The sequence below is a fragment of the Pseudomonas sp. G5001 genome (genome assembly GCF_013385475.1).
Classification (GTDB): Bacteria; Pseudomonadota; Gammaproteobacteria; order Pseudomonadales; family Pseudomonadaceae; genus Aquipseudomonas.
Genome location: NZ_JACAPZ010000052.1, coordinates 13,214 through 33,336 on the forward strand (window position 1 = coordinate 13,214; position 20,123 = coordinate 33,336).

The following is a 20,123-nucleotide window of genomic DNA, read 5'->3' on the forward strand; positions in this document are numbered from 1 at the left end:
ATGCGCGTCTTCCACTGGACACTGCGCGCGCTGCTCAGCCATTGGCGTCGCCACCCTGTGCAATTCTTCAGTGTGCTCACTGGCCTGTGGCTGGCCACCGCGCTGTTGACCGGCGTGCAAGCCCTCAACAGCCAGGCGCGGGACAGCTACGCGCGGGCCAGCCAGCTGATCGGCGGCGAACCCCAGGCCAGCCTCAGTGCGCCGGACGGTGCCAGCTTCCCCCAGGCGCTGTTTGCCGACCTGCGCCGCGCCGGGTGGCCGGTGTCGCCGGTGGTGCAGGGCCGCGTGCAGCTCAAGGGCCATGAAGACCAGCGCCTGCAAGTGATGGGCATCGACCCGGTGTCGTTGCCCGGCGGTGGCGCGCTGGCCGGGCAGACCCTGGACCGGGCGCAGATGGTCGCGTTCTTCAACCCGCCGGGACGCACCTGGATCGCGCCGCAGACCTTGCAGTCTCTGGGCCTGAAAGAGGGCGACCAGCCGCTGACAGCTGCCGGGCTGGCGCTGCCGCCGCTGCATGTTCAAGCGGACATGGCCCCCGGCGTATTACTGACCGATATCGGCTTCGCCCAACCGTTGCTGGACATGCCCCAACGCCTGTCGCGGTTGCTGCTGGACAAGGCCTTTGCCGCCGCGCATCCCGCCCTGCCGCCGGAACTGGGCGCGCAACTGCAGCTCAAGCAGGCCGAGGAAAACAACCTCGCGCGCCTCACTGAAAGCTTCCATCTGAACCTCGATGCGCTGGGCTTTCTGTCCTTTGTGGTGGGCCTGTTTATCGTGCATGCCGCCATCGGCCTGGCGCTGGAGCAGCGGCGCGGCCTGCTGCGAACCTTGCGGGCGTGCGGGGTCAGTGCGCGGATGCTGATCCTCAGCCTGGCGGTGGAACTCGGTGGCCTGGCCGTGCTGGGTGGCCTGGCGGGCGTGGCCAGCGGGTACTTGCTTGCCAGCCTGTTGCTGCCGGATGTAGCCGCCAGCTTGCGCGGCCTGTATGGCGCCGAGGTGCCCGGCCAACTGAGCCTCAGCCCGCTGTGGTGGCTCAGTGGCCTGGGCCTGGGTTTGCTCGGCGCGTTGCTCGCCGGGGCCAGCAGCCTGTGGCGGGCGGCGCGTTTGTCGTTGTTGGCGCTGGCCAATGCCCAGGCCTGGCACCAGGCCCATGGGCGCTGGCTGCGACGCCAGGGCTGGGTGGCGGGTTCGGCCTTACTGGTTGCGCTGTTGGCACTGGTATTTGGCGACAGCCTGGCCAGTGGTTTTGTCTTGATGGCGGCCTTGTTGCTGGGCGCTGCGCTGGGCTTGCCGGTGGTGCTCAATGGTGTGCTCAAGGCGGTATTGGGGCGCAGCCGTTCGGTGCTGGGGCAATGGTTTCTCGCCGATTGCCGCCAGCAGTTGCCGGCCCTGAGCCTGGCGCTGATGGCCTTGCTGCTGGCGTTGGCCGCCAATATCGGCGCGGGCTCGATGACCTCGGGCTTTCGCCAGACCTTTAACAACTGGCTGGAACAACGCCTGACCGCCGAGTTGTACCTCAACCCGCAAAATCCGGCCCAGGCCGAGGCGCTGCAAACCTGGCTGGTACAGCAGCCCCTGGTGCAGACAGTGCTGCCGACCTGGCAGGTTGCGGTGCAGTTGCAGGGGTGGCCGGCTGACCTGTTCGGCGTGGTCGACGACCCTACTTATCGCCAGCATTGGCCGCTGCTGGAAGCGGCGGCGAACCCATGGAGCCAGTTGTTGCAGGACGACAGCCTGATGCTCAGTGAGCAAATGGCACGCCGGCTCAAGGTGCGGCTGGGCGATGTGGTCAGCATCCCCACGCCCCAAGGTCCATGGTCGCCGAAGGTCGTGGGGATTTATGCCGACTACGGCAACCCCAAGGGCCACTTGCTGGTGAATTCGCGGCACCTGTTGCAGCACTGGCCGGGATTGTCGCCGGCGCGTTTCAACCTGCGGGTTTTGCCGGGCAACGTGCCGCCGCTGGTGCGTGCAGTACAGGAACGGTTTGCCCTCGAAGACAGCCGCATCGTCGATCAGCAGCAGCTCAAGGGCTGGTCGAGCCAGGTATTCGAACGAACTTTTGCCGCCACCGCCGCCCTTAACAGCCTGACCCTGGGCGTCGCCGGCGTGGCGTTGTTTATCAGCCTGCTGACCCAGAGCCAAAGCCGCCTCGGCCAGTTGGCCCCGCTGTGGGCGCTGGGCGTGACACGACGCCAATTGATGCTGCTCAACCTCGGCCAGACCTGGCTGCTGGCGGTGCTGACCCTGGTGCTGGCGTTGCCGCTGGGCTTGCTGCTGGCGTGGTGCCTGGACGTGGTGATCAACGTCCAGGCCTTCGGCTGGCGCCTGCCGTTGCAGGTGTTCCCGGGGCAACTGGCGCAACTGCTGGGTCTGGCGATGCTGGCCACCTTGCTGGCTTCGGCCTGGCCGTTGTGGCAGCTGTACCGCAGTCGCCCGGCGGATTTGCTGAGGACCTTTGCCAATGAAGATTAAGTGCCTGCTATGGGCGACGTTCCTGCTGCTGGGCGCCTGCGACAAACCACCTGCACCTGAAGAAAGCTTCGCCGGACTGGGCAGCCAGGCCGCGGACTTTGCCCAGGTGGTGCCCGGCAAGGTCTTCAGCTTTCCCCAGGACCATGGCCCCCATGACGGCTATCGCATCGAATGGTGGTACCTCACCGCCAACCTCAAGGATGCCGAGGGCAATGCCTACGGCGTGCAATGGACGCTGTTTCGCAACGCACTCAAGGCCGGCCCGACACAACCCGGCTGGCACGACTCGACGATCTGGCTCGGCCACGCCGCCGTCACCTCGGCCACCCGCCATTACGCCAGCGAACGCTACGCCCGCGGCGGCGTGGGGCAGGCGGGGGCCCAGGCGGTGCCGTTCAATGCCTGGATCGATGACTGGAATTTCGCCACCCGCCCCGGTGCAGCCAGCCCCCTGGCGGACATGCAACTCAAGGCTGCAGGCGAGCATTTCAACTACGACCTGCACCTGACCTCCAGCCGCCCGCTGGTGCTCCAGGGGGATAACGGCTACAGCCGCAAGTCCGACCAGGGCCAGGCGTCGTACTACTACAGCCAGCCGTTTTTCCAGGCAGATGGCCGCGTGACCATCGATGGAAAATCTTACCAAGTCACCGGCAACGCCTGGCTCGATCGCGAATGGAGCAGCCAGCCCCTGACCGCCAGCCAGACTGGCTGGGACTGGTTCTCCCTGCACCTGGACAGTGGCGAGCAATTGATGCTGTTTCGGGTGCGGCAGAAAGACGGACCGTCCTACCTGACCGGCACCTGGATCGACAAAGAGGGCCACACACAGACCCTGCACAACCAGGATATTCAACTGACGCCACTGGGCACGACTGCCATTGATGGGCGCAGCATTCCCACCCAGTGGTCATTGAAGATCCCGGGCAAACATCTGGATATCACCACGGAAGCGGTCAACCCAAAGGCCTGGATGAACCTGAGCATTCCTTACTGGGAGGGGCCGGTGAAATTTCAGGGTGGGGTGGGGTATCTGGAGATGACGGGGTATTGAGTCCGACGATTTTTTGTAGGCCTTGATTACCTGCCAGGTAGGTGATTTCCCAAATGTAATTTCAGCTGTTCCAACCTTGTGTCCGGGCCGTGTTCGCCTGCCTATATTCCTGCGCCATATCCATTACATCAGGGATGTAAGTGATGGCGCTGGGATACATCAATGACCGCACCACGGACTACCTCAGTTTGAAATCCCGGTTACTGACCGGGGCCAGTGGGCAACTCTCCGATCAATTCGACGCGTTGAACCTGCATTTGCGTCAGGCAAGCCTGGTGACGCCGGGGCAGATGGTGATCGTTCCCGATGCCTACGCTGTGGCTTGCACTACTGATGATGCATGGTTGATGCGCCATGCCCAGGAGATTCAGCGCAATCTGGAGTTGGATGCCTCGGCTGGGGCGGCGGTGATCAATAACTATGATCTATTCCAGAGTTTATTGGCTTATAGCTCGGTGGGAGTCGGCAGTTCGACGGCGGCCTGGGGGCGACACCTGGACGAGGTTCAGCGCACTCTGGAAGAAATTGAGCGTTTGCATCAACAACTCAAGGATGGAGCCTTGAATAAGAAAGCGTTTATCCAGAAGCGGCAGATGTTGTTCCGGCGCTTGGATACTCAACTTCAAGGTGCGGCGCGATTTGGCACGAGCCTGAAAACCAATAAGTCACTGAAAAAAGTACTGGGTATTTCCACCAAGAGTTATCTGCACAAGAGTGAAATCGTGGGCTACACGCAGCGGATTCGCAGCATTGCCGAGACGTCGAGGTTTTTGGGCAAGGGGACGTATGTGGGGTTGGCGTTGGATGTGGGTGTGGCGGGGTTGGAGATCAAGGAAGCATGTATGGAGGGGCGGGAGGCGATGTGTAGGCGGGCGAAGTATGTGGAGGGTGGGAAGTTGGTGGGCGGGGTGGGTGGAGCCGCTATTGGAGGGACTCTGGGGGCTGCGCTCGGGAGACGTTTATGCGGGATAGTCATGGGGGTTGCGGTGAAAGGGCAGGGTGCGCTGGTCTGCGGGATCATCGGCGGTGCTGCCGGAGGTTATGCCGCCGGGAGTACGTTTGGGCGTGCCGGTGAATGGGGTGGAGAAATGATGGGTGACCTGATGTATCAGCCTGATGGGGCTTGATCATGTCTTATTATGATTTTTTCACTGTTACGTTGCTTTTATGGATGCTTATCAACTTGGGACTGTTGCTCTTCGTCGCGTACAGAAAACTCGATGAGTTGGAAAGCTATTTCACCGAAAACGAGGCCGTTCAACGCACCAAGCGTTTTTGGCGCAGGAATCTGCCGATCGACAAAACCATGCGAATGGTTGTGATCGTCGAGCTGCTGTCCATGCCAAAACGCCATTTGAAAAAGGGCGAGGTAACTGAGGCAGAGTTGACGTCCGTCCCCGTGGCCCTGAAGCGATGGGCAGTATGGCCCTATTACGGCGGAATGGTTTTGATGGTCCTGGCAATCATTTGGGAGGTCTGGTCCAAGCCATAGCCGAGGGGCTTTTTTTCGTTATTGCGCCAACGCCACCTTGAGTGGCAAGCGCGCCATACCGGTGTTTTTAAGCGAACCCAGATACAACCAGTCACCGTACTCACGTGCCGTGGTGACGGGCGAGTAGTTACCGCTGCTGCCATCCTGCAGGTTTGCGATGACCTTGCCGTTCACGTCCAGCCCGAGCACAAAGGCCTTACGCTCGATGGGCTTGGGCACCACCATCAGTGCCCGTACCATGATCTTGCGCATCAGCGGGTAGCCGGCAAAACCGTCGAGCAGCGGGTTGCGCGGTGAATACAAGGCAACCCAGAACCGGTCCTTGCCGTTGAAGCTGAGGTTGTCCGGCAGGCCCGGCAGGTTGTCGATAAACAGGTCGTGGACGCCGGCCTTGTCGCCCTTGAGCCAGTAGCGGCTGATGCGATAGGCGCCGGTTTCGTTGACCAGCACATAGTCTTCGTTCGGCCCCAGGGCCACGCCATTGGCGAATTGCAACTGGTCCAGCAATACCTCGGTGTGGCCGGTGCTGAAGTCATACCGTAGCAAACGGCCGTCACCGCCGTGCTCGATCACCGCCTCGCCGTCTTCCCCATAACCCCATCGGCTTGATGCATCGCTGAAGTACGCATAACGCCCGGCGGCGTCGACGGTGATGTCATCGACAAAGCCAAACGGCAGGCCGGCGGCGCTGGTGGCCAGGGTGGTGAGATTGTGCTGGGTGTCGAGGGCGAGCAGGCCCTTGATCCCATCGGCAATGATCAACCGCCCGTCCGGATGCAGGGCCAGGCCCAGGGGGCGACCCTGGGTGTTGGTCAGCTCTTCGAGAACGTGGCTTTCGGGGGCCGTGCGGATGATGCGCCCGTCATGCAGGCCGGTGATGAGGAACCCTTTGCCATCCAGCAACAAGGCTTCGGGCCCGGCGATGTCCTGGGCGCCGGTTCTTTTCACGTCCTTGAGGCGCTGGTTTTCGGCGTAGGGCCCGTCCTTCAGGGATGGCGCCTTGGGCGGCGACCAGTTGACCGGTTGCACTTTGGTGGGCATCAGCAGCAGGAAGGCGACGATGGCGGTCAGGATCAGCAGGACCAGACGACCAACGTTGCTTGGACGGGTACTCATGACGATTCCTGGTGATCAGTGGTGGGCGGTTCCCAATGCAGGGTGCCGAACAGATAGTCCATCAGCGGCAGGACGATGTTGAAATTGCGTCCCTGCATCAGTTCGCGCCGGTGATGCAGGGCGTGCAGGTGGTGCATCTGGCGGATCCACGGCAGGCGGGCCACGGGGTGGTCGGGGGGCAGGTGTTCGCAGGCGTGGAAAAACTCGTAGAGCAGGTAGCCGAGGATCATGCAGCCGGCGAACAGGCCAGCGACGTTGGGGTTGAGGTGTTTGAGCAGCCACCAGGCGGGGAGGGTCACGGCCAGGCTGTGGAACAGGATGAGCCAGGCGGGGAACAGGATGACGCGCCAGTCTCGCGGGCTGTCGTAGGTCATGTGGGCGGGGGTGAAGAAGCTGTGGTGGTCGCCGGTGTGGCGGGCGTAGAACAGGCGGGCGAAGGTGTGTTTGTGATGGCCCAAGTGACGGTGGACGAGATAGATACACAGGTTGAAGAAAATCAGGGTGAGGGGGATGGCCAGCCATTCCAATAGCTGGATTTGCCGGGTGGTGGACCAGAACAGGCTGATGCAGAGCAGGCCGTAGCCGAAAACGAAACCAGCGTGGAGCCACGGGTTGTAGGAGGGGTGGATGCTGGCGCGGTAGGTGGAGCGGAAAGCCTCGGTGGGGTGAGTCATTGGGAGCGCTCGGTGTCGTTTTTGTTGGGGATGAGCGTAGTCGGGATTGGCGCATCTATCCTGCCGCCATAAAAATACTGTACATGCATACAGTTATGTCCTACATTCCATCCCAGGTGACCGGATGTCGCCGATCACCTGAGCTTCAATTTTTTAACTATGGATGGATAAAAAATGAAATCGAAAAAAGCGTTCATGCTCGGAGCCGCCATCGCGGCGTCCTGCTTCGTTTCGGCCTGCGCCCTGGCCGAACAATCTCCTGCACACTTGATGCCGCAACCGTTGCAGCAAGCCGTGCAACAAGCCCTCAAGAGTGGCGGCAACGTCACGGCGCAGAAGGCGTCGGCTGCCTTCCTGGACAAAATCAAAACCTCGCAGCAGCTGAAAAAGCCGGTGCAGGCTGCCAAGGCCTTGAGCGGGGTTGTGGTCGCCGAACCTGTACAGGCAGATAGCGCCAAGGTGGATGCCCAGGCCGTGGCGGCCCAGGCGTTCACGCCGCTGTGCCAGACCCTCGGTATCAACCAGATGTATAACCTGGACGGTGTGCAAACCGGCAACGACGTCTGCTACCACTTCAACGTGCCCCAAAAGGCACGGGCGACAGTGATGCTGGTAGGGCAGAGTGCTGCCACCAACATGTCCCTGACCCTGTTCCAGGACGACGGCCAGAACAACATCACTTCTCTCGGCACGTCGGATAACCCGGGCAATGCCAACGAGGTGTTGGCTGGCGTACTGTCACCTGGCGACTACTACTGGTTCATGCATGCCAATTCGGCTGACGGTTCGCCGTTCAGTTTCGGCGTGGATATCAACATGACGATTGACGATTTCGAGCCTAACGACAGTTTCGAAACGGCTTATCAACTGCCGGATACCCTGAACTACGTCACGGGTAACTCCGACACGGCGACCGATGAAGACTACTTCTCCTTCAAGGCCCTGCGCGGGCAGAAGGTCAGTGCCTATTTCGACGGTGTGAACGAGAGCGATCGGGGCCAGTGGATTTCCGAGTATTTTGACGGCGTCAAATGGATCCCGATCAGCCCCAAGGCGAAAATCACCTGGCCAACGCCATCGGTTAATGGCGTGGTGAACGTACGGGTGCGGCCTAACCCGGCCGCAACCTGGAAGGCTACGGCGCGCTACAAGCTGTCGCTGGGCTCCACACCCGAGGTGTTGAGCCACAGTGTGCAAGGTGACAACGTGGTGCGGATCCCGGCTTCGGCCAATGACTACGACCCGTTCATGACCACCCAGGCGGCACGTGACTTGAGCTGGGCCGTGACCTGGGCCGACAGCACCGGTAAACGCCTGCAGGGACTGACGCCGTATCTGCAACTCGACAAGCACGTCAACCGTAATACCTACCTGCCGGTGTACATCCCTTACTACGGTTCGGTAACCGGCGTGTCGGGCGCGGCATCCGGTACGGTCAACCTGGGCAACTGCGCGGGTGAGGCGACTGTCAGGTATGTGTCCTACGACTCGGGTTACAAAAATACCTGGGAGACCAACTACAACTTCGCCGTCTGGCGCCTGCGCATCGAGGAGTACCCGGATGTCGGCGTGGGTGGCGACGCTACCCCGGTGAGCATGGCTCATATCTGCAGCCAGCGCGTGATCTCCAGTGAACGGTGATCAACCCTCCGCTTGATCCGTAACCCCGGCGCCAACTCTTCGGGTTGGCGCCCCCAGCAACCCTTCAAACTGCGCCTGAACCCGCCCTTCGTCGCAATGCGCCACATTAAACCGCATGAAATCCCGCAACCCCGGCTCATACCCGAACAACGCCCCCGGCGCCAACACCATCCCGCGTTTCAACCCGGCTTCAGCCAGCCGCTCACCATTTACCCCCGCCGGCAACCGCGCCCAGATAAACATCCCCCCCTCAAACCCCATCGGCAATTCACACCCACAACGCCGCAGCCACTGCTCAACCCGCCCACCGGCCTCCAGCAGCCGCTGAACCATGCGCTTGCGATGCCGGGCATACCCACCCTCACTCAGCAGCCGATACACAATCTGTTCGAACAGCTCGGACGTTATGCCGCCGCTCATCAACTTCATATTGGTCAGATTCGCCGCCAATTGCGGCGCCGCCACCACATAACTGACCCGTGCATTCGCCGTCAGCACCTTCGAAAACCCCGACAGGTACGTCACCTGCTCCAATCCCGCCAAAGTCGCCAGGCGCGGCGGCGGGTTAGGGTGCAAATCCCCGTAAAGATCATCCTCAACGATATGGCAGCGATACTCCCGGGCCAGTTGCAACAACCGAAATGCCTGGCTCGGACTGAATGAATGCCCGGTGGGGTTATGCAACACGCTGGTGGTCAGGTACAGGCTGGGACGATGCTGCGCCAACAACTGCTCCAACGCGACAAAATCAAACCCGTCAGGCCGCCGGGCGATCGTCACCACCTTGACCCCATGCAACGCCAGGTTCGCGTGGAAGTTGAAATAACACGGTGCATCCAGCAGCACCGTGTCCCCGGGCCGCGCCAGCAGGCGCATGAGCATGTCCAGGCCTTGCACCGTGTTGGGCGTGGTGATGATTTGTTCCACCGGCACCGACAACCCTTCACCGTGCAGTTTCTGTTGCAGCGCCTGGCGCAACGGCAGCAGGCCCGCCGGGGTGCCCAGCCCGGCGATGCGCAGGGTAGGGGCGCGGACTGCGCTGCGCATGGCCTGGCGCAGGGCTTCGGAATCCAGCCAGTCTTCCGGCAGATGGCCGCCGCCGGGGCGCAGGTCGCCCTGGGCCATGGCCAGGGGGCGGCGCAGTACGCTGAGCAAGTCCTGGGGCAGCAAGTCGACCCAGGTGCTGGACGACGGCTGTGCCAGGCTGCTGGCGACAAAGTGCCCGCGGCCCTGGCTGGAGGTCAGGAGGTGACGCCCGCGCAGGCGATCCAGCGCTTCATTCATGGTGAATTTTCCGACGCCCAGCAAGGCTCCCAACTCACGAACCGAAGGCAGTTTGCTGCCAGCGGCCAATTCGCCTTGCTCGATCGCATGGGCCAGGGCATCGACGATCTGCTGCACCTTCGGTGCTCGGTCATGAAAGTGAATCGCAGGAATGGGCATCACACTGTCCTTAAGTTTGCCGCCAACTTCACCGGTAAAGTCTGCGCGTATATCCGTAGAGTTTACCTGCCTGTGGCGGCACGTGCGCCCTAGACTGCAAGCCCTCTTTCCTGCTGTGAAATTCCACGCCATGGCCACCGCGCTGACGCTGTCTTCGTTTTTGTATTTCCTGCTGCTGTGCACCACCCTGGCCTTCAGCCCCGGGCCCATGACCTTGTTGTTGCTCAGCCTCGGCCTGAAGGACGGCCTGCGCCGCTCCCTGCCGGCGCAGTTCGGGGCGAGTGTTTCCTACCTGGTGTCGATCCTGATCTTTGCCGTGGGTTTTTCCGAGCTGATCAAGGATTACCCGCTGATCACCCGGATCATCCAGGTGGTAGGCGTGGCCTACATCCTTTACCTGGCCTACAAGCAATGGACCAGCAGCGGAGTGACCATCAAGACCAACGATGCAACCCCGGAAAATGCCCGCAGCCTGTTCGGAAAAGGTCTGCTGACCGGGTTGTCGAATCCCAAGGCGATCATTCTGTTCAGCGCGGTATTCCCGCAGTTCGCCGCCATCGGCCAGGGCAGTGCCGCCGCCGACATCGCGATCCTCGGCCTGACCTTCCTGCTGCTGCAATTTGCCAGCGGCTGCCTGTATTGCTACTTCGGCCAGCGCATCAAGCACGTGCTGGAAAACCCCAAGCGCCGGGTGTTGCTGCAACGGGCCACGGCGGTGTTGCTGCTGGGGGTGGCGCTGATGCTGGCCAGGGGCTTTTCCAGCTGAAGGCCAGCTTATGAGCGGTAGTGGCGATCTGCCGGTGCCCTGATAGACTTCGGGCATTCATCCAGGATCAAGCCAGACATGCCAGCCGCAGGAGGAAACGGACTTTCGCTCGCTTCACGCTTGTACAAGTCGCGCACCCTGGGGTTGACCCTCGGGTTTGTCTGTGTGGCCGCCGCCATCTACCCGCTGGATAAATCCGCTTGGGTCTGGGGAGTGATGATCGCCAATGCCTTCATCTGGCCGCATGTGGCCTACCAATGGTCGCGGCACTCGAAAAACTCCCTGCGCTCGGAACACCGCAACCTGCTGTTCGACTCGTTTTGCGGCGGGTTCTGGGTTGGCGCCATGCAGTTCAACCCGCTGCCCAGCGTGACCACCTTGTCGATGATGACCATGAACAACGTCGCCATCGGCGGCCCGCGCTTCATGCTCGCCGGTTGGGTGGCCCAGGCGCTGGGCATCGGCGCCTCGATGCTGGTGTTCACTCCGGCGGTGACCGCCCTCACCAGTGAAGTGCAGCTCTACGCCTGCCTGCCGATCCTGATGCTGTATCCCCTGGCGCTGGGCTGGATCTGTTACCGGCAAGCGATCACCCTGGCCCGGCACAAGCGCGAGTTGCTGGCCCTGAGCCGCACCGACAGCCTGTCGGGCCTGCTCAACCACGGCGCCTGGAAAGACCACCTGGAAATCGAGTTCCAGCGCTGCCGCCGCGACCAGCAGGGCGCCGCCATCGCGCTGATCGACATCGACCACTTCAAGACCATCAACGACACCTACGGCCATGTCACCGGCGATATCGTGCTGCGTCAATTGAGCAAAGTGCTGCGCCAGAACCTGCGGGCCACTGACCTGGCCGGGCGCTACGGTGGCGACGAATTCTGCGTGATCCTGCCGGACATGCCCCTGAACCGCGCCACCGAGGTGATGGACGCCCTGCGTGATCGCTTCAACTCCCTGGCCTACGCACAGGACCCGACCTTGCGCGCCAGCCTGAGCATCGGCCTGGCGCCATACCGGCCGGCACACGCCGACGCCACCAGTTGGCTGAACGATGCCGACCAGGCCTTGTACGAGGCCAAGAGCAGCGGGCGCAACCGGGTCAGTTCGGTGCAGGGAAGTTGGCTGAGGTCGATCTGAGGATCAACAAATCGGTGTTTGTCAGGTAGGGTGGAGCGCTACCTTCCAACAAAAACAAGGATCGGTTCATGCTCTTCAACTTCCCGCGTACCTTGCTGGCGGCCACCCTGGCGCTGTCTTTCGCCATGCCGGCCTTCAGCGCCGAACCCCACAAACAGATCCAGGCCGATTCCGAGCAGTACAAGGCCGACGCCTTGAAACTGCTGGAGCGCCTGGTGAATATCGATTCGGGCTCCGGCTACGAGCCGGGCCTGACCCAAGTGCGTGACATCGCCGTCGATGAGCTCAAGCAACTGGGTTTCAGCATCCAGCTGGTGCCGGATGCCGCCGCTCATAACAGCCATGTCATCGCCACCCTCAAGGGCACCGGCAAGGCCAGGATCCTGCTGATGGCCCACATGGACACGGTGTTCAAGGAAGGCTCGGCGGCTGCCCGGCCGTTCCACATCAAGGACGGCCGCGCCTATGGCCCGGGCGTAATGGATGACAAGGGCGGCATCGTCGCCGGCATCTACGCCTTGAAGGTCCTGAAAAACCAGGGCTTCAAGGACTACGCACAAATCACTTTCCTGCTGGACGCCAGCGAAGAAACCGGCACCGACGGCGCGTCCGAGCTGATCCGCAACACCGCCAAGGGCCACGACGTGACGCTCAACCTGGAACCGGGTCGCCCGGCCGATGGCCTGGTGGTATGGCGCAAAGGCAGCGCCACCGCCGTGGTCGAGGTCAAGGGCAAGGCCGCCCACGCCGGCGTCGCCCCGGAATTGGGGCGCAACGCGGCGATGGAAGCGGCGCACCAGATTCTGCAACTGGGCAAGCTGGGGGATGCCGAGAAGAAAACCACCATCAACTTCACCGTGATCAACTCCGGCGACCGGGTCAACGTGATCCCCGACCAGGCCACCGCCAAGGCGGATGTACGGGCGGCGTTGCCGGAAGAGTTTGACCGGATCGAGAAAGACCTGGCACGGGTCTCGGCCAACAAGCTGATCCCCGAGACTGAAGTGACCACCAGTTTGCACCGTGGCCTGCCGCCGATGCCGCAGACGCCGGAGTCGGACAAGCTGGTGGCGATTGCCCAGGGGATTTATGGCGAGTTGGGGCGCAAGCTGACCATTGAGGGCAGCGGCGGGGCGGCGGATGCGAGCTTGTCGGCTGGCGTGGGTACGCCGACCCTGGACGGGTTCGGGATTGTCGGGGGCAATATCCATACGCCGGAGGAATATGCCGAGGTGGAGAGCGTGGCGCCGCGGATTTATCTGCTGAGCCGGATGATCATGGAGCTCTCCAAGCGCTGACTTAAAAACGCCACACCTCTAAATGTGGGAGCGGGCTTGTGTGGGAGCGGGCTTGCTCGCGAATGCGGTCTATCAGTCGACATCTGCTTATCTGGTACACCGCTTTCGCGAGCAAGCCCGCTCCCACATTGGTTTGTGGTGCTAGTTGGATCAGGTTGCAGTCACCACTTCCCGGGTCTTCTCCCGCCCCAACACCAGACTGCACAGCGCCGGCAAGAACAGCAACGTCAACACTGTCCCCACCAGCACCCCGCCAATCAGCACATACGCCAGCGACGACCAGAACACCGACAATGTCAGCGGAATAAACGCCAACGCTGCCGCCAGCGCGGTCAGGATCACCGGGCGTGCCCGGCGCACCGTGGCCTCGATGATCGCCTCGCGAATCACCATGCCCTGGTCCTGGTTCTGCCGAATCTGGTCGGTAAAGATCAGCGTATTGCGCATCAGGATCCCGCCAATCCCGATCAGCCCCAATATCGCGTTGAACCCGAACGGCTGGTTGAACAGCAGCAACGTCGGCACCGCTCCGATCAGCCCCAGCGGCGCGGTGGCGAACACCATGAACATCACCCCGAACGAACGCACCTGGAACATGATCACGGTCAACGTCAGCAGAATCATGATCGGGAACAGTGCCGCCAGCGCCACGTTGGCCTTGGCGCTTTCCTCCACCGGGCCGCCGATGACGATCTGATACCCGGCCGGCAGCTTGGCGATCAGGGGTTGCAGGTCCTTGTACACCGCCATTTCCACGTCTGGCGGCTGGGTGCCGTCGACGATGTCGGCGCGCACTTCCACGGTCAGCGCACGGTTGCGGCGCTTGAGGATCGGTTCTTCCATCACCGCCTGGAAATGCCCGACCTGGGCCAATGGCACCGAGACACCGGCACTGTTGGTCAGGGTCATATTGTCCAGGTTGCCGAGGTCTTCGCGCTGGCTGCCCTGGGAGCGGGCAACCACTGAAACGGTGCGATTGCCTTCGCGCACTTCGGTAATCGGGTTGCCGCTGAGCAACGCGTTGAGCTGGGATTTCACCCCGTCGGGGGTAAAGCCCAGCAGGCGCAGGCGGTCCTGGTCGAGTACCAGGCGGTAACTGCTGGCGCGCTCGCCCCAGTCGAGGAAGCTGTCCCGCGTGAGTGTGTTGGCGGCGACCACTTGGCGCACGTCTTCAGACAGGCTGCGCAGCACATTCAGGTCGGGGCCGGACACCCGAAACACCACCGGGAAGGGCACCGGCGGGCCGAACACCAACTGGGTGACGCGCACCCGCGCCGATGGAAATTCGCCGGCCGCGATGCGTTCAGCCATGCGTTTTTTCAGGCTGTCCCGGGCATGGGCGTCGGCGGTCTGCACGATCAACTTGGCGAAGGCGGGATCTGGCAGCTCAGGGTTCAGCGACAGGAAAAACCGTGGTGCACCACCGCCGACATAGGTGTCGACCATCACGGTTTGCGGCTCCTCCATCAACGCCTTTTCCACCTGCGCCGCTACCGCCTCGGTGCTTTTGAAGGCGCTGCCCGGTGGCATGTACACCTCCAGAATCAGCTCGGAACGGTCGGAGTTGGGAAAGAACTGCTTCTTCACCACGCCCATGCCCAGGCCACACAGCACAAAGGCCGCCACCACCAGCCCGGTGACCAGCCAGCGTCTGCGCACGCAAGCGTCCACCAGGCGCCGCAGTTTCTGGTAATAGCGCCCGGCGTAAATTGCATCGTGGCCGCCGACAACCGGCTGGATGTGCGGCAGCAGCTTGACCCCCAGGTACGGGGTGAACACCACCGCCACCAGCCACGAGGCGATCAGCGCAAAACCGACGATCCAGAAAATATTCCCGGCATATTCACCGGCCCCCGAGCGGGCAAAACCCACCGGCAGGAAGCCGATAATCGTCACCAGCGTGCCCGTGAGCATCGGCGCGGCGGTGGAACTCCAGGCGAAGGTGGCCGCGTGGATCCGGTCAAAACCTTCCTCGAGTTTGACCACCATCATCTCGATCGCAATGATCGCGTCGTCCACCAGCAGGCCCAGGGAAATGATCAACGCGCCCAGGGTCACCCGGTCGAATTCGCGGCCGGTCATCAGCATGATCACAAACACGATCGACAAGGTCAGCGGCACCGCAGCGGCCACCACCAGCCCGACGCGGAACCCCAGGGCCAGCAGGCTGATGACCATCACCACCGCGAGGGCGACGAAGAACTTCAGCATGAACTCGTTGACCGCCAGGCTGATGTTTTTCGCCTGGTCGGAGACCTTGGCGAAGTTGACCCCCAGCGGCAGGTCGCCCTGGATTTTCGCTTCCTGGGCCTTGAGGGCCTTGTCCAGTTCCAGGCCGTTCCAGTGCTTCTCCATGATCACCCCGAGCATCAGCGAGGGGTCGCCCTGATGACGGATACGGTAGCTGGGCGGGTCTTCATAACCCCGGCTGACGGTGGCCACATCGGCGATGCGCAGCAGCTTGCCGTTGGCTTCCAGCGGGACGTTTTCGATCAGCGCCAGGCTGTCGAAGGCCCCGTCGATGCGGATATAGGCGCGTGCCCCGGCGGTCTCGACAAAGCCTGAAGGCGCCACGGCATTCTGGGCGGCGAGGGCGGCGAAGATCTGCTCGGGCTTGATGCCCAAGGTGGCCAGGCGCTCATAGGAAAACTCGACGAAGATCCGCTGCGCCTGTTCGCCGAGGATATTGACCTTCTTCACTCCCGGCAGATTGAGCAGGCCCTGGCGCATGTCCTCGGCCATTTGCACCAGTTGCCGGTGGGGCAGGTGTTCGGCCTCCAGCGCGTACAGGGAAAAGTACACGTCGGAGTATTCATCCTTGAAGAACGGCCCGATCACCCCCTTGGGCAACTTCGCGGCTTCGTCGCTGAGCTTTTTGCGGGTCTGGTAGAACAGGTCCTGGATCTCGCTGGGACGGGTGGACTCCAGGTACGTCATGCGCATCGAGACGAAGCCCGGTTGGGCGATGGTTTCGACACGGTCGTAATAGTCCAGCTCCTGCAGGCGTTTTTCCAGGCGGTCGGCCACTTGCTCCTGCATCTCTTGCGCGGTGGCGCCGGGCCAGGCGGCGGTGATGGTCATGACCTTGACGGTGAACGAAGGGTCTTCGGCGCGTCCCAGTTTGCCAAAGGCAAAGACCCCGGCGGCGAGGATCGCGATGATCAGGAACAGCGTGACCGCGCGATGCTTGACCGCCAGTTCGGAGAGGTTGATCCCGCGCATTATCAGTGTTCCTGCTGACGGTTGAGGGCCAATACCTGGGCCGGCAACAGGCGTACCGCGTCACCGCTGTGCAGCAGGTGCGCGCCGAGGGCGACGACTACTTGGCCGGGGTCCACGCCACTGTCCAGCAACGCGTCCTCCTGGCCGAGGCTGGCGACGTTGACCGGGGCGAAGCTGACCTTGTCATCGGCGCCAATCACCCACACACCGGTGCCTTTGCCGGCATCCTGCAGCGCCCCGATGGGCACGCGGGTCTGTTGCGCCTGGCCGTTACCTTGCAGGCGCACGGTGATGGTCGAGCCGAGAGCGAAGCGGTCGACGGGGCCATGCAAGACATAGCGGGCCCGGTAGGTGCGGGTGGTCGGGTCGGCGCTGGCAGACAGCTCGCGCAACGTGGCGGTCACTGCTTGCTCAGGGGCGCCGAAGGGGAACGCCAGGGCTTTTTGCGAAGCCTGGTCGCGCTGGTTTTCCGGGAGGTTGACGATGGCTTCCCGGGCGCCGTCGTGGGCCAGGCGCGCCACTACTTGCCCCTCGGCGACCACTTGGCCGCGGTCCACCCGTACGTCGGTGATGATGCCGTCGCTGTCGGCCCTGAGCACCGAGTAGGTGCGGCGGTTTTCGATCTGGCTGGCGTCGGATTGCGCGGAGGCCAGTTCGGCTTCGGCCACCCGCAGATTGGTGGCGGACTGGTCGAAAATCTGCCGCGACACGGCGCCGGTATTGGCCAGGCGCTGGTAGCGGGATTCATCGTCCCGGCGTTGGCGCAGTTGCGCCTGGGCCGCATTGACGCGGTTTTTTGCCGAACGCAGGGCCAGTTCGAAGTCGCCGATATCCAGCACCAGCAAAGTGTCGCCACGGTTGACGTGCTGGCCGGGATCAACCTTGCGCTCGATCACCTTGCCGCTGACGCGGAACCCCAGGTCACTTTCCGTGCGTGCGGCCACTACGCCGGTGTAGGCGCTTTGCTGGCTGCCGGCGGCTTCGACCTTGGCGGCCAGCACCGGGCGGGGCAGGGGCGCTTCGGCGACGGGGTCGGCCTTGTTGTTGCAGCCACTGAGTACCGCCAGCAGGGCCAGAGGCGTGAGAAGACGCAGGGGGAGAGGGTTCATGTCGGGCTCCGTGGGGCGGGGTGAGCTAAAAATTACGCTTGTAATATTTGTCGCCATATTATGGTCGAAATATAAAATAATCCAGCCCCGAGTCTTTGTTCCACTGGTGGGACGATCAGGGCCGGTTTTGCCGTCTAGCGCGGAATTGGTATCGGATTTAAGGTGTATCCATTACTGGAGACACATATGAAAAAGATCATCGGCATCTACACCAGCCCACGCGGCCATTGGGTCGGCGACGGCTTTCCGGTTCGCACGCTGTTTTCCTACGACACCATGGGCAAGCAGATCAGCCCGTTCCTGTTGCTGGATCACGCCGGTCCTGCGGCATTCACCCCGACCGAGCAACGTCGCGGCGTGGGCCAGCATCCCCATCGCGGTTTTGAAACCGTGACCATCGTCTACAAGGGCGAAGTCGAGCACCGCGATTCCACCGGCGCCGGCGGCACCATCGGCCCGGGCGATGTGCAATGGATGACAGCCGCCAGGGGCATCATTCACGAGGAGTTTCACTCCGAGGCGTTCGCCCGCAGCGGCGGGGCCCTGGAAATGGTCCAGTTGTGGGTCAACCTGCCGGCCAGGGACAAAATGACCGACGCCGGTTACCAGACCATCCTCGATGGCGATATTCCGACGCTGCCCCTGGCCGACCACGCCGGCAGCCTGCGCTTGATCGCGGGCGAGTTCGACGGGGTCAAAGGCCCGGCTCGCACCTTCACACCGATCGACGTGTGGGACATGCGCCTCAAAGCCGGCCGCTCTGTGACGCTGGACCTGCACGCCGGGCGCAACACCGCGCTAGTGGTGTTGCGCGGCACGGTGCGGATCAACAGCACTGAAGTGGCGCGGGAAGGGCAGTTGGCACTGTTCGAGCGCGATGGCACGCAACTGCGCCTCGAGTCCAGCGACGACGCCATGGTGCTGTTGCTCAGCGGCGAGCCAATCGACGAACCCATCGTCGGCCACGGCCCGTTCGTGATGAACACCGAGCAGGAAATCCACCAGGCGTTTGCCGACTATCAGTCCGGGCAATTCGGGCAGATGCAGCGCTAGGGCGCTATACCCTCCAAAGGCATTTCATGCGATCTTCATGGCATTCGCCCTGGAGTCGCCTGAATGCCCTCATTTATCTCCGATCACCCGATGTTCTGTGCCTTGGCGCTGGTGCTGATCGATATTGCCGTATGGCGTTTGATCTCTGCCGATTTCGCCAATTGGAAGCTGGCGGCGCGGCTGGTGATCTTTGCGGTGTTCAGCGCCGTGCTGTTCAACGAAGGCATGAACCCGATGCAGGTCGCGCCGTTCGGCGACAACGTGGCGCTGCATTTGGCGGCAACGGCGTTCCAGATCGGCTGGTGGCTGTTTGCGGCGCGCACCCTCACGGTATTGCTCGGCGCGGTGATGATGCAGCGGGTCGGCCACACCGGGCGGCTGTTGCAGGATCTGGTGGGCGCGGTGATCTTCCTGATCGCGATCATCGCCGCCATGGCCTACGTGCTCGACCTGCCGGTCAAGGGCGTGCTGGCCACTTCCGGTGCGGTGGCAATCATCGTCGGCCTGGCGTTGCAAAGCACCTTGAGCGACGTGTTTTCCGGCATCGTGCTCAATACCACCAAACCCTACCAACTGGATGACTGGATCTCCATCGACGGCACCGAAGGCCGGGTGATCGACATCGACTGGCGCGCCACCCAACTGCAAACCTCCCAGGGCAGCCTGGCGGTGGTGCCCAACTCGTTGGCGGCCAAGGCCAAGATCATCAACTTCTCACGTCCCGCAGATATGTTTGGCTTGGCGGTCAGCCTGCAGGTCAGCCCCCATGCGCGGCCCCAAACCGTGCTGGATGCGCTGGAGCGGGCGATGCAGGGGTGTCGGCCGTTGTTGGCCAAGCCGGCGCCGAGCGTGGCGTTCAAGACGTCGGCCAGTGGTGGCGTGGAGTATGAGATCAGCGGGTTTGTGCCGGCCATGGCGCTTAAGCGTGAGGTGCGCAATCAGCTTTATGATTTGGCGTTTCGGCATTTGCAGGCGGCGGGGGTGAGCTTGTTGTCGGCTGCCGAGAGTAATGCGCCGGTGACGGTTTCCCGGGCTCGAGCGTTGTTGGAGAGTTCGTCGATTTTCTCGACGTTGAGGCAGGAGGAGAAGGAGACATTCAGCCAGAACATGACGCTGCAGACCTTTCGCGCCGGGGAGATGATTTTGCCGGCGGGGGAGGTGAGTGATCACCTGTTTATCATCGAGTCCGGGGTGATTTCGGTGATGTTGACCAAGGCCGGGCACAAGTTTGAAGCGGGGCGGATGGGGCCTGGGGAGGTGATTGGTGAGGCCGGGATTCTTTCGGAGCAGGGTGTGCCTGCGGACTTTTCGGCGAAGACGTTTTGTACGTTGTATCGGATTGAGAAGGAGTATCTGAAGCCTTGTCTGGATGCTCGGCATGACATCAGTGAGGCTATGAAAAGCCTGCTGGATTTCAGGTTGCATGCGGCTCAGAGTTTGACGCAGGAGGCGCCTGTGGTGCCGGTTAAGAAGGGGTTTATGCAGTGGCTGCGGAGTCGGGCCTGAAGGTGTACATATCCGTTGCTGCGGTAACGGCCACTTATGGTTCCGCTCTTACAGCGGGTCACTTTTGGCAAACGCCCGGAATGCCGGCCCAGCCAAAAGTAACCAAAAGGTCTTTGCCCCACCACTCGGTGCCTCGC

General features: G+C 62.3%; 15 protein-coding genes. 10 read left to right on the forward strand and 5 right to left on the reverse strand.

Annotated features, from left to right (window positions below; genetic code table 11):
- The 4 genes from HX805_RS30790 to HX805_RS30805 all read left to right on the forward strand — a co-directional run bounded on the left by HX805_RS30790 (position 1) and on the right by HX805_RS30805 (position 5,021).
- A complete protein-coding gene (locus HX805_RS30790; RefSeq protein WP_177117601.1) occupies positions 1 to 2,475 on the forward strand; it encodes an FtsX-like permease family protein in 2,475 nt (824 codons plus the stop codon).
- Entirely contained in the window at positions 2,465 to 3,529 is a 1,065-nt protein-coding gene (locus tag HX805_RS30795; RefSeq protein ID WP_102606242.1) for a lipocalin-like domain-containing protein, read from the forward strand. The genes HX805_RS30790 and HX805_RS30795 overlap by 11 nt, the downstream gene beginning before the upstream one ends.
- Before the next feature lie 143 nt (positions 3,530 to 3,672).
- Positions 3,673 to 4,656 carry a hypothetical protein gene (locus HX805_RS30800; RefSeq protein ID WP_177081993.1) on the forward strand — a complete coding sequence of 328 codons (984 nt, stop codon included), beginning with the start codon at positions 3,673 to 3,675 and terminating at the stop codon, positions 4,654 to 4,656.
- Positions 4,657 to 4,658: 2 nt separating this feature from the next.
- On the forward strand, positions 4,659 to 5,021 hold the full coding sequence (locus HX805_RS30805; protein WP_003210265.1) for a hypothetical protein: 363 nt from the start codon (positions 4,659 to 4,661) through the stop codon (positions 5,019 to 5,021).
- Positions 5,022 to 5,039: 18 nt separating this feature from the next.
- Here the strand turns inward: HX805_RS30805 and HX805_RS30810 are convergent, their stop codons facing one another.
- Together HX805_RS30810 and HX805_RS30815 are read right to left on the reverse strand one after the other, a co-directional pair.
- A complete protein-coding gene (locus tag HX805_RS30810; RefSeq protein ID WP_087693371.1) occupies positions 5,040 to 6,137 on the reverse strand; it encodes an SMP-30/gluconolactonase/LRE family protein in 1,098 nt (365 codons plus the stop codon).
- Positions 6,134 to 6,811, reverse strand: coding sequence for a sterol desaturase family protein (locus HX805_RS30815; RefSeq protein WP_177081994.1), 678 nt, complete (start codon positions 6,809 to 6,811; stop codon positions 6,134 to 6,136). The genes HX805_RS30810 and HX805_RS30815 overlap by 4 nt, the downstream gene beginning before the upstream one ends.
- Positions 6,812 to 6,985: 174 nt before the next feature.
- Between HX805_RS30815 and HX805_RS30820 the strand changes: the two genes are divergently transcribed.
- Positions 6,986 to 8,452: a hypothetical protein gene (locus tag HX805_RS30820; protein ID WP_177081995.1), complete on the forward strand. Its 1,467-nt coding sequence runs from the start codon at positions 6,986 to 6,988 to the stop codon at positions 8,450 to 8,452.
- On the opposite strand, the gene HX805_RS30825 is transcribed toward HX805_RS30820, so the two are convergent.
- A complete protein-coding gene (locus HX805_RS30825; RefSeq protein ID WP_177081996.1) occupies positions 8,453 to 9,895 on the reverse strand; it encodes a PLP-dependent aminotransferase family protein in 1,443 nt (480 codons plus the stop codon).
- Between the two features lie 130 nt (positions 9,896 to 10,025).
- Here HX805_RS30825 and HX805_RS30830 point away from each other — a divergent pair, with 130 nt between their 5' ends.
- From HX805_RS30830 to HX805_RS30840, 3 genes are all read left to right on the forward strand, one after another.
- Positions 10,026 to 10,661: a LysE family translocator gene (locus HX805_RS30830; RefSeq protein WP_003210255.1), complete on the forward strand. Its 636-nt coding sequence runs from the start codon at positions 10,026 to 10,028 to the stop codon at positions 10,659 to 10,661.
- 78 nt (positions 10,662 to 10,739) lie between these two features.
- Positions 10,740 to 11,798: a diguanylate cyclase gene (locus HX805_RS30835; RefSeq protein ID WP_023658718.1), complete on the forward strand. Its 1,059-nt coding sequence runs from the start codon at positions 10,740 to 10,742 to the stop codon at positions 11,796 to 11,798.
- Positions 11,799 to 11,866: 68 nt separating this feature from the next.
- Positions 11,867 to 13,096, forward strand: a complete 1,230-nt coding sequence (locus HX805_RS30840) for a M20/M25/M40 family metallo-hydrolase (RefSeq protein ID WP_003210251.1) — start codon at positions 11,867 to 11,869, stop codon at positions 13,094 to 13,096.
- 150 nt (positions 13,097 to 13,246) lie between these two features.
- Here the strand turns inward: HX805_RS30840 and HX805_RS30845 are convergent, their stop codons facing one another.
- Together HX805_RS30845 and HX805_RS30850 are read right to left on the reverse strand one after the other, a co-directional pair.
- On the reverse strand, positions 13,247 to 16,318 hold the full coding sequence (locus tag HX805_RS30845; RefSeq protein WP_177117602.1) for an efflux RND transporter permease subunit: 3,072 nt from the start codon (positions 16,316 to 16,318) through the stop codon (positions 13,247 to 13,249).
- A gap of 2 nt (positions 16,319 to 16,320) precedes the next feature.
- A complete protein-coding gene (locus tag HX805_RS30850; protein ID WP_003210248.1) occupies positions 16,321 to 17,427 on the reverse strand; it encodes an efflux RND transporter periplasmic adaptor subunit in 1,107 nt (368 codons plus the stop codon).
- Between the two features lie 186 nt (positions 17,428 to 17,613).
- On the opposite strand from HX805_RS30850, the gene HX805_RS30855 reads away from it, so the two are divergent.
- Both HX805_RS30855 and HX805_RS30860 read left to right on the forward strand, forming a co-directional pair.
- Positions 17,614 to 18,480: a pirin family protein gene (locus tag HX805_RS30855; protein WP_177081998.1), complete on the forward strand. Its 867-nt coding sequence runs from the start codon at positions 17,614 to 17,616 to the stop codon at positions 18,478 to 18,480.
- Positions 18,481 to 18,543: 63 nt separating this feature from the next.
- Positions 18,544 to 19,986, forward strand: a complete 1,443-nt coding sequence (locus HX805_RS30860; protein ID WP_063028913.1) for a mechanosensitive ion channel domain-containing protein — start codon at positions 18,544 to 18,546, stop codon at positions 19,984 to 19,986.
- The last annotated feature ends 137 nt before the right edge of the window (positions 19,987 to 20,123 follow it).

Coding starts and splice junctions, on each gene's coding strand:
- HX805_RS30790 (WP_177117601.1), top strand. CDS start 1: ATGCGCGTCTTCCACTGGACACTGCGCGCGCTGCTCAGCCATTGGCGT.
- HX805_RS30795 (WP_102606242.1), top strand. CDS start 2,465: ATGAAGATTAAGTGCCTGCTATGGGCGACGTTCCTGCTGCTGGGCGCC.
- HX805_RS30800 (WP_177081993.1), top strand. CDS start 3,673: ATGGCGCTGGGATACATCAATGACCGCACCACGGACTACCTCAGTTTG.
- HX805_RS30805 (WP_003210265.1), top strand. CDS start 4,659: ATGTCTTATTATGATTTTTTCACTGTTACGTTGCTTTTATGGATGCTT.
- HX805_RS30810 (WP_087693371.1), bottom strand. CDS start 6,137: ATGAGTACCCGTCCAAGCAACGTTGGTCGTCTGGTCCTGCTGATCCTG.
- HX805_RS30815 (WP_177081994.1), bottom strand. CDS start 6,811: ATGACTCACCCCACCGAGGCTTTCCGCTCCACCTACCGCGCCAGCATC.
- HX805_RS30820 (WP_177081995.1), top strand. CDS start 6,986: ATGAAATCGAAAAAAGCGTTCATGCTCGGAGCCGCCATCGCGGCGTCC.
- HX805_RS30825 (WP_177081996.1), bottom strand. CDS start 9,895: ATGCCCATTCCTGCGATTCACTTTCATGACCGAGCACCGAAGGTGCAG.
- HX805_RS30830 (WP_003210255.1), top strand. CDS start 10,026: ATGGCCACCGCGCTGACGCTGTCTTCGTTTTTGTATTTCCTGCTGCTG.
- HX805_RS30835 (WP_023658718.1), top strand. CDS start 10,740: ATGCCAGCCGCAGGAGGAAACGGACTTTCGCTCGCTTCACGCTTGTAC.
- HX805_RS30840 (WP_003210251.1), top strand. CDS start 11,867: ATGCTCTTCAACTTCCCGCGTACCTTGCTGGCGGCCACCCTGGCGCTG.
- HX805_RS30845 (WP_177117602.1), bottom strand. CDS start 16,318: ATGCGCGGGATCAACCTCTCCGAACTGGCGGTCAAGCATCGCGCGGTC.
- HX805_RS30850 (WP_003210248.1), bottom strand. CDS start 17,427: ATGAACCCTCTCCCCCTGCGTCTTCTCACGCCTCTGGCCCTGCTGGCG.
- HX805_RS30855 (WP_177081998.1), top strand. CDS start 17,614: ATGAAAAAGATCATCGGCATCTACACCAGCCCACGCGGCCATTGGGTC.
- HX805_RS30860 (WP_063028913.1), top strand. CDS start 18,544: ATGCCCTCATTTATCTCCGATCACCCGATGTTCTGTGCCTTGGCGCTG.